The sequence below is a fragment of the Novosphingobium sp. genome, assembly GCF_025351285.1.
Lineage (GTDB): Bacteria > Pseudomonadota > Alphaproteobacteria > Sphingomonadales > Sphingomonadaceae > Novosphingobium.
The window spans coordinates 1-7,664 of record NZ_JANXWG010000071.1; the positions used below are offsets into that span (position 1 = coordinate 1).

The 7,664-nt window shown below is 65.3% G+C and carries 7 protein-coding genes; 4 read left to right on the forward strand and 3 right to left on the reverse strand.

What is annotated here, in order from left to right; genetic code table 11:
- Positions 1 to 167: 167 nt before the first annotated feature.
- Together Q0R16_RS08705 and recN are read right to left on the reverse strand one after the other, a co-directional pair.
- On the reverse strand, positions 168 to 551 hold the full coding sequence (locus Q0R16_RS08705) for a putative quinol monooxygenase (RefSeq protein ID WP_295635094.1): 384 nt from the start codon (positions 549 to 551) through the stop codon (positions 168 to 170).
- The gene (gene recN / locus Q0R16_RS08710; RefSeq protein WP_295635097.1) at positions 548 to 2,212 is read right to left on the reverse strand and encodes a DNA repair protein RecN; all 1,665 of its coding nucleotides are present in this window, start codon (positions 2,210 to 2,212) and stop codon (positions 548 to 550) included. The genes Q0R16_RS08705 and recN overlap by 4 nt, the downstream gene beginning before the upstream one ends.
- 202 nt (positions 2,213 to 2,414) lie before the next feature.
- Between recN and Q0R16_RS08715 the strand changes: the two genes are divergently transcribed.
- The 4 genes from Q0R16_RS08715 to Q0R16_RS08730 all read left to right on the forward strand — a co-directional run bounded on the left by Q0R16_RS08715 (position 2,415) and on the right by Q0R16_RS08730 (position 7,346).
- Entirely contained in the window at positions 2,415 to 3,359 is a 945-nt protein-coding gene (locus tag Q0R16_RS08715) for a UDP-2,3-diacylglucosamine diphosphatase (RefSeq protein WP_295635100.1), read from the forward strand.
- Positions 3,356 to 4,429, forward strand: a complete 1,074-nt coding sequence (locus Q0R16_RS08720) for a glycosyltransferase family 1 protein (RefSeq protein ID WP_295635104.1) — start codon at positions 3,356 to 3,358, stop codon at positions 4,427 to 4,429. The genes Q0R16_RS08715 and Q0R16_RS08720 overlap by 4 nt, the downstream gene beginning before the upstream one ends.
- A 152-nt stretch (positions 4,430 to 4,581) precedes the next feature.
- Positions 4,582 to 5,055, forward strand: coding sequence for a hypothetical protein (locus Q0R16_RS08725; RefSeq protein ID WP_295635107.1), 474 nt, complete (start codon positions 4,582 to 4,584; stop codon positions 5,053 to 5,055).
- Positions 5,055 to 7,346 carry a GAF domain-containing protein gene (locus Q0R16_RS08730; protein ID WP_295635110.1) on the forward strand — a complete coding sequence of 764 codons (2,292 nt, stop codon included), beginning with the start codon at positions 5,055 to 5,057 and terminating at the stop codon, positions 7,344 to 7,346. Before Q0R16_RS08725 ends, Q0R16_RS08730 begins: the two co-directional genes overlap by 1 nt.
- A gap of 108 nt (positions 7,347 to 7,454) precedes the next feature.
- On the opposite strand, the gene Q0R16_RS08735 is transcribed toward Q0R16_RS08730, so the two are convergent.
- Positions 7,455 to 7,664 (reverse strand): hypothetical protein (locus Q0R16_RS08735; RefSeq protein WP_295635113.1); only part of this gene is annotated, 210 nt, incomplete at its 5' end.

Sequence of the window (7,664 nt, forward strand, 5' to 3'; positions counted from 1 at the left end):
CCGCGCCGGAGCCGCCGCTTGCCAGATGCGCCTGCGGGCCGACGAGGCTGCTCCAGATCGGGCGATCGAGCGGATCGGGTGTCATCGTCCGCCGGCCGTGCGCGGGGGCGAAACGTCGGCGCAAATCGCGCGATACCGCGCAGGCGCCGCCGGTTTCAGCAAGCGGATCAGTGCTTGCCGCCAACCGGCGTAACTTCCGCGCGGGTGCCGAAGCCGGCGATGATGGGCCGCGCCTTGGCAATCGCAGCCTGAACTTGCGGCAGCTTCAGGCTGGCCTTGTGCGCTTCGGCGCTGGACCAGATCTCGGTGATCCAGAGCGCGTCGGCATCGCCATTGTCCTTGGCGATCAGATAGGCAAGGTTGCCCTGCATGTCCTGCGAACCTGTCGTGAGATAGCCGATCAGCGCATCGCGCTGGCCGGGTGTGGCCTTCATCTGGCCGATCACGCCGTAAAGCCTGGTCTCGTCGATTTCTTCCATGGCGAACGCGGTTCCCTTTAGGAATGGCAGCAGCGCAGCGGCGCCGATTATGGTGCGGCGGGCGAGGATCACACCCGCTCCAGCAGCCGGTCCGCTTGCGCGCAGGCTTCGGGGGTCACTTCGGCGCCCGAAAGCATCCGCGCGATTTCCTGGCGGCGGCCGGCATCATCAAGTCGAACCACGCCGGTGCGGGTGACGGTGTCTTCAGATGATTTCGCGATCAGGTAATGCAGATCGCCGCGCGCCGCGACTTGCGGGCTGTGCGTTACTGCGAGCAGTTGCCCATCGGCCGCCAAACGCGCCAGACGTTCGCCGATCGCGCTGGCGACCGCACCGCCGACACCGCGGTCGATCTCGTCGAAGATCACCGTGGCGGCTCCGCCCTGTTCGGCCAGCGCGACCTTCAGCGCGAGGATGAAACGCGACAATTCGCCGCCGCTGGCGATCTTGTTGAGCGGGGCGAAATCGGCGCCGGGGTTGGTGGCAATCAGGAATTCGACCGCGTCGATGCCCTCGGGGCCCCAGCGATCCTCGGCCAGCGGGGTGACGCTGGTGCGGAAGCGCGCGGCGTCGAGTTTGAGCGGGGCCAATTCGCCCGCCACCGCCGCGTCGAGCCGTTGGGCCGCCTCGGTGCGGGCGGTGGACAGCGCTTCGGCCTTCTCGCGATAGGCGGCGGCGGCGATTTTCGCTTCGGCCTCCAGCGCGCCCAGATGCGCTTCGCCGTGTTCGATCGCATCCAGTTGTTCGCGCATCGTGTGCATCCGGTGCGGCAGATCGTCGACGGTGCACGAATGCTTGCGCGCGGCGGCGCGCAATTCGAACAGCCGCGTTTCGATGCGATCCAGTTCCTGCGGATCGTGGTTGAGCGCATCAGCCGCGCGCGCCAATTTGTCCTCGGCCTCGCCCGCCTCGATCACCGCGCGGTCGAGCGAGCCCAGCGCTTCGGCCAGCAAGGGATGCTCGGTCGCGATCCGGTCGAGCCGCCGCGCCGCGCTGCGCAAGCTGGCCAAGGCCGAATCCGATCCTGCCCACAAGTGCTGCAACTGCGCGAGATCGCCCGATAGCCGTTCGCCCTTCTGCATCGCCGCGCGCGCATCGGCCAATTCGAGTTCCTCACCGTGCTGGGGCGCGAGCGCGGTCAATTCCGCCAGGAAGGCCAGCAGCAGGTCCTGCTCGGCCGCGGCGGTCTGTACCGCAGCGCGAGCCTCGGCCAGCGCAATTTCGGTGGTCCGTCGCCGCTCCCACGCCGCCGCCAGACCGGCGCGATCGACCCCGGCATAGCGATCGAGCAGCGTGCGGTGGCCGCGCGGGTTGACCAGCCCGCGATCATCGTGCTGGCCGTGCAATTCGACCAGGTGCCGCGCCATTTCGCGCAGCAAGGCCACCCCCACCGGCTGATCGTTCAGGAACGCCTTGCTGCCGCCATCGGCGCGCAAACGGCGTTTGACGATCAGCGCCTCGCCCGGCTCCACGTCGAGTTCGGCTTCGTGGAGGATCGTGCGGATCGGCGGCGGCAGTGCGTCGAATTCGAAGGTCGCGGTCACGCTCGCCTGGTCGGTTCCGGCGCGCACCAGCCCGCTATCGGCGCGGTCACCCAGCACCAGCCCCAGCGCGTCGAGCAGGATCGATTTGCCCGCACCGGTCTCGCCCGTGAGCACGCCCAGCCCGCCGGCAAAGGCGAGGTCGAGTGCGTCGATCAGCACGACGTTGCGGATGGAAAGTCCGGTCAGCATGAGTCCTGCTTTGTTCCATAGCGGGTGAGTGGCGGTGCGTCACCCCGCCAATCACAGGCCTCGCCCAAGTCAGCCCGGCTGTGGGGAAACCTGTGGAAAACTGCGGGATTGTTGCAGCGCCATGACGGACCGCCACGGAGCCGCAACGTTGCGGCGGTAATCAATGCCATGCGCCGGGCAATCTCGAAAGGGTCGCAACGCAATGGCAAGCCTTCCAAAGCATCCCCCAAAGGACCCCCTTTCGGCCTTTGCCGCAGCCAGCCAGGCAGTTGGCGCAATCCCTTCGTGGCTCAACCTGCCCGAACCACGCGGCTTCCGGCCCAAGAGCAAACACCGCACGATTTGGATTTCGGACATCCACCTCGGCACGCGCGGGTGCAATGCGCCGCTTTTGCTCGATTTTCTCCAGTCGATCGAATGCGAGACGCTTTATCTCGTCGGTGACATTCTCGATGGCTGGCGGCTCAGGAAGGGCTGGTACTGGCCCGACGCGCACAACGAGGTCGTCCGCCGCATCCTCAAGATGGCGCATCGCGGCACGCGCGTGATCCTGATCGCGGGCAACCACGACGAGATGCTGCGGCCTTATGCAGGCATGAGCTTCGGCGGGGTGGAACTCGCGCTCGAGGCGATCCACCGCACCGCCGATGGGCGCACCCTGCTGGTCACGCACGGCGACGGGTTCGACGGCGTGGTGCTTTACGCGCGCTGGTTGGCGTTCCTGGGTGACAAGGCTTACGAATTCCTGCTCCGCGCCAATGTCGTGTTCAACGCGGCGCGGCGGCGGTTGAAGCTGCCGTACTGGTCGCTGTCTTCGTACATGAAGAAGAAGGTCAAGAACGCAGTCCAGTTCGTCTGCGACTTCGAGGAAGCGGTGGCGCATGCCGCACGCGAACGCGGAGTCGACGGGGTAGTATGCGGACACATCCACACCGCCGAAATCCGCCAGATCGGCGATGTAACGTATTACAACGACGGCGATTGGGTCGAAAGCTGCACTGCGCTGGTCGAGGATCAGCAGGGCGTGATGACCATCATCGACTGGGCGGCCGAAACCCGCGCCGCCGAACAGGAACGCATCGCGCGCGGCAAGGCCAGCCAACCGGGCAAGGCAGAAAATCCAGCTCCCGAACCGGTGCCCGCATGAGAATCGCGATCTGCACCGATGCGTGGTTCCCGCAAGTCAACGGCGTGGTGCGCACGCTGGCCACCACGGTCGATTGCCTGACCCGGCTGGGCCACGAGGTCGAATTGGTCACGCCCGCGCAGTTCCGCACCGTGCCCTTGCCCGGCTACAGCGAGATCCGGCTGGCGCTGGCGCCCCGCCAAGGCACGCGCCGCACGCTCAACGCCTTTGCGCCCGACATCGTCCACATCGCCACCGAAGGGCCGATCGGCTGGAGCGCGCGCTCCTGGTGCCGCAGCCATGGCGTGGCCTTCACCACCGCGTTCCACACCCGCTTCCCCGACTATGCCGCGCTGCGCACCGGCATCGATGCGCGCCATTTCTGGCCGCTGATGCACCGCTTCCACGGCCCTGCGCGCGCCGTGCTGGTCTCCACGCCCACGCTGGGTGCGGAACTGGAAGCGCAAGGCCTGCCACAATGGCGGTTGTGGTCGCGCGGGATCGATCGGGACTTGTTCCACCCGCTGCACCAACCGCTTGATGAACTGCAAGGCCTGCCCGGCCCGATCATGCTCAATGTCGGGCGCGTTGCGGTCGAAAAGAACCTTTCGGCATTCCTCGATACCGACGTGGCCGGCACCAAGGTTGTGGTGGGCGACGGACCCGATATCGCCATGCTGCGCGCGCGCTATCCCGCCGTCCGGTTCCTGGGCAGCCTGTCGGGCGAGCGGCTGGCGCGCGCCTATTGCTCGGCCGACGTGTTCGTGTTCCCGAGCCTGACCGATACCTTCGGGCTGGTGCTGATCGAAGCGCTGGCCTGCGGGCTGCCGGTGGCGGCCTATCCGGTCCCCGGGCCACTCGACGTGATCGGCCGCGATGGTCGCGGACCGGCTGGCAACACATCCAGGCTTTGGCCGATGCGCGTCGGCGTGCTCGATGCAGACCTCGCGCGGGCCATCGAAGGCGCGCTGGATTGCGACCGAATGGGCGCGGCGGTCTACGGTGCCAGCTTCAGTTGGGACGCGGCGACCGGGCAATTCGTCAGCGCGCTGGGCAGCGTGATGGCCAAGCCGGAACTGCTGGCGGCCTGACAATCCCACGACAGCAGCGTTTCAGTCTGGCTTGCGCGAACGTACGCTCTCGCACGGTCATTCCGCATTTACCGTTTTCGTTTACGCACCTTGCTGGTAGCGATAGCGCTCGCGTGCAGTGACCGGGGGGCCACTGGCCGAGATGGGGCGGCATGGGCGCCAGGCGGGGGCAAAGGCTGGCGATGGGGCACGAACTGGCAGAACAACGGCTTGCGGGTGATGAGGGCGTCAAGCTGCAGGGTGTGAACCGGCAGCTTCAGGCGACGATCGATGCCTTGCGCGCAGAGCTTGAACGCGAAGCGGCGTCGGTCGCCGCCGCGGTCCAGGCCAGCGAAGCCCGCTGGGCCGACGAAGATGCGCAATTGCGCGACACCATCCACCGCTTGCGCGAAGCCATGGACACGCAAGTGGCCGAAAGCACTGCGGAAATTCAATCCATCCGCGCGATCGCGGAGGCTGAGGCTGCGCAACTGCGCAGCACCGTCGACGCATTGCGCGCCGCGCTCGAACACGCCCGCGCCGAAGGCGCCACTGTCATCGACAAGTCCCAAGCCGAATTTTCGCGCGAGCGGACCGTGCTGCAAGATCAGATACACGCCCTGCGCGACAAGCTGGAGAGCAAGTGATGAATGCGGCCCAATCGATCGCTGCCCCAGCCAAAGAGGACCTGGGCATCGAAGCCGAGCTGCGCCGCGCGCGCATCCTGCTCGACGTGGCCGAACGCTGCGCCTCGATCAACGATCTCGACGGCGTGCTGCACGAACTGGTCGTGCTGACATCGCGCGCGCTTGAATGCGATCGCGGCACGCTGTTCCTCAACGATCCCGCCACCGCCGAGCTTTACTCGCGCGTGGCCCAAGGCAACCTCAAGCGCGAAATCCGCATTCTCAATACCACTGGCATCGCGGGCGCGGTGTTCCAGTCGGGCGTGGGCCTGGTCATCGACGATCCCTACAACGATCCACGCTTCAACGCCTCGGTCGACGAACGCACCGGCTATCGCACGGCCAGCATCGCCTGCGCCCCCGTTCGGACGATGACCGGCGAATTGATCGGCGTGATGCAAAGCCTGAACAAGCTGCCCGAAGCCGGCGAAAGCTTCACCATGCTCGATCTCGAACTGCTGACGGACATGACCCGCCAGGCCGCCATCGTGTTGCAAAGCCTTCAGAATGTCGAACGCATCGGCAAATTGCGTGCCAAGGAAATGGCGTTCCTCGAACTGGTTTCGGACATCAATTCCGAATTCGACCTCGGCCGCCTGCTGAGCCGCGCGGTGCGTGAAATCACCGCGATGCTCGATGCCGAACGCGCCACGGTGTTCCTCCACGACACAGCTACCGACACGCTGTTTTCGCGCGTCGCCACCGGCGCCGAGGCTACCGAAATCCGCCTGCCCTCGTTCGCCGGCATCGCCGGCAGCGTGTTCACCAGCGGCACCAGCCTCAACATTCCATACGCTTATGCCGATCTGCGTTTCAATCCGGCGTTCGACCGGCAGACCGGGTTCTTCACCCGCTCGATCCTGTGCGTGCCGATCGTCAACAAGGACGGCCGCAGCATTGGCGTGACGCAAGTGCTCAACAAGAAGGGTGGCGTGTTCTCCGACGAGGACGAGCAGCGGCTCAAGGCCTTCACCGCGCAGATCGCCATCGCGCTCGAGAATTCCAAGCTGTTCGACGACGTGCAACGCGTACGCACCTACAACGAATCGATGCTGCAAAGCATGTCGAACGGCGTCGTAACGCTCGATCCGGCGCACAAGATCATCACCAGCAACGCCGCCAGCGCGCGCATCTGGGAGGATGATCTGCGCGGGCGAATGCTAGCGGACCTGCTCGGCGAAGACAGCCAGTGGGTGATCGAGCGGATCGACGCGGTCAAGGCCAGCGGCGTGAGCGACACCCTGCCCGATGCCACGGTCAAGCTCGGCACGGTGACCAGGTCGGTCAACCTTACCGTCATGCCCTTGGTCGCCGCCGAGAGCGACAAGGAATTGGGCTCGATGCTGATGTTCGAGGATATCAGCGCCGAAAAACGCATGAAATCAACGATGTCTCGCTATATCGATCCGGTCGTCGCGGCGCAGATGCTCGAAGGCGATACGCACGACCTGCTTGGCGGGATCAGCGCCGAAGCCACGATCATGTTCACCGACGTGCGCGGCTTCACGACCATCACCGAGGAATACGGCGCGCAAGGAACCGTCGCATTCCTGAACGAATATTTCACGATGATGGTCGATTGCATCACCCGCGAAGGCGGCATGCTCGACAAGTTCATCGGCGATGCGATCATGGCCTGCTTCGGCCTGCCCATCCCGCACGACGACGACCCCGATCGCGCCGCGCGCACCGCCATTTCGATGATCCGCGAACTGTGGGCCTGGAACGATGTGCGCAAGGCCAAGGGCTTGAAAACGGTCGACATGGGCGTCGGGCTCAACACCGACATGGTAGTTTCGGGCAATATCGGCAGCCCCAAGCGGATGGACTACACGCTGATCGGTGATGGCGTGAACCTGGCCAGCCGGCTCGAATCGGCGTGCAAGGCCTATTCCGCGCGCATCCTGGTGGGCGAATCCACAGTATCCAAATTCAAGGGCACCTACCGGTTGCGCGACGTCGACCTGGTCGTGGTCAAGGGCAAGACCAAGCCGGTCAAGGTGTTTGAAATGCTCGATTACCACACCGCTGAAAGCTTCCCCAACCTGCTCGACGTGACCGAATACTTCAACGACGGCATCCGCGCCTACCGCGCCGCCGAGTGGGACAAGGCCATCACTCGCTTCGACAAATGCCTGTCGCTCAATCCCGGCGACGGCTTGTCCAGAACGTACCTCGGCCGCTGCGAAGTCCTCCGCGCCACCCCGCCAGAGGGCGAATGGGACGGGATCTGGGTCATGAAGGACAAGTGACCGGTTTGTGCTTTAAATTACTGAAAAATTGACGATAAATGCACTGGCCATCGGCCACGCACTCCCGGGCTTTGCAGATTTGCGGCGTGTAGGGCTGCGTACTTTTCTTCACATCGATCGGCTGCAAAGCGCGCCGGGCAACCGGATCAGGAGCGCGCCATGGGCGAGAGCGGTGCCGAGCAAGTCGGCGCGGCGGCCGAACACCATGACCATCGGGCCCTGGTTGAGCCGGCCGACGATGCGGCCGTGGTGCGCGGTGATCCAGTCGATGGTGAGGCCAAGCGGCAGTGGCACGATCGGCACGACCACCATTTCGCC

What these genes read in the sequence shown, in the direction of transcription:
- Q0R16_RS08730 (WP_295635110.1), top strand. Translation starts at nt 5,055, where the DNA reads ATGAATGCGGCCCAATCGATCGCTGCCCCAGCCAAAGAGGACCTGGGC.
- Q0R16_RS08725 (WP_295635107.1), top strand. Translation starts at nt 4,582, where the DNA reads ATGGGCGCCAGGCGGGGGCAAAGGCTGGCGATGGGGCACGAACTGGCA.
- recN (WP_295635097.1), bottom strand. Translation starts at nt 2,212, where the DNA reads ATGCTGACCGGACTTTCCATCCGCAACGTCGTGCTGATCGACGCACTC.
- Q0R16_RS08720 (WP_295635104.1), top strand. Translation starts at nt 3,356, where the DNA reads ATGAGAATCGCGATCTGCACCGATGCGTGGTTCCCGCAAGTCAACGGC.
- Q0R16_RS08715 (WP_295635100.1), top strand. Translation starts at nt 2,415, where the DNA reads ATGGCAAGCCTTCCAAAGCATCCCCCAAAGGACCCCCTTTCGGCCTTT.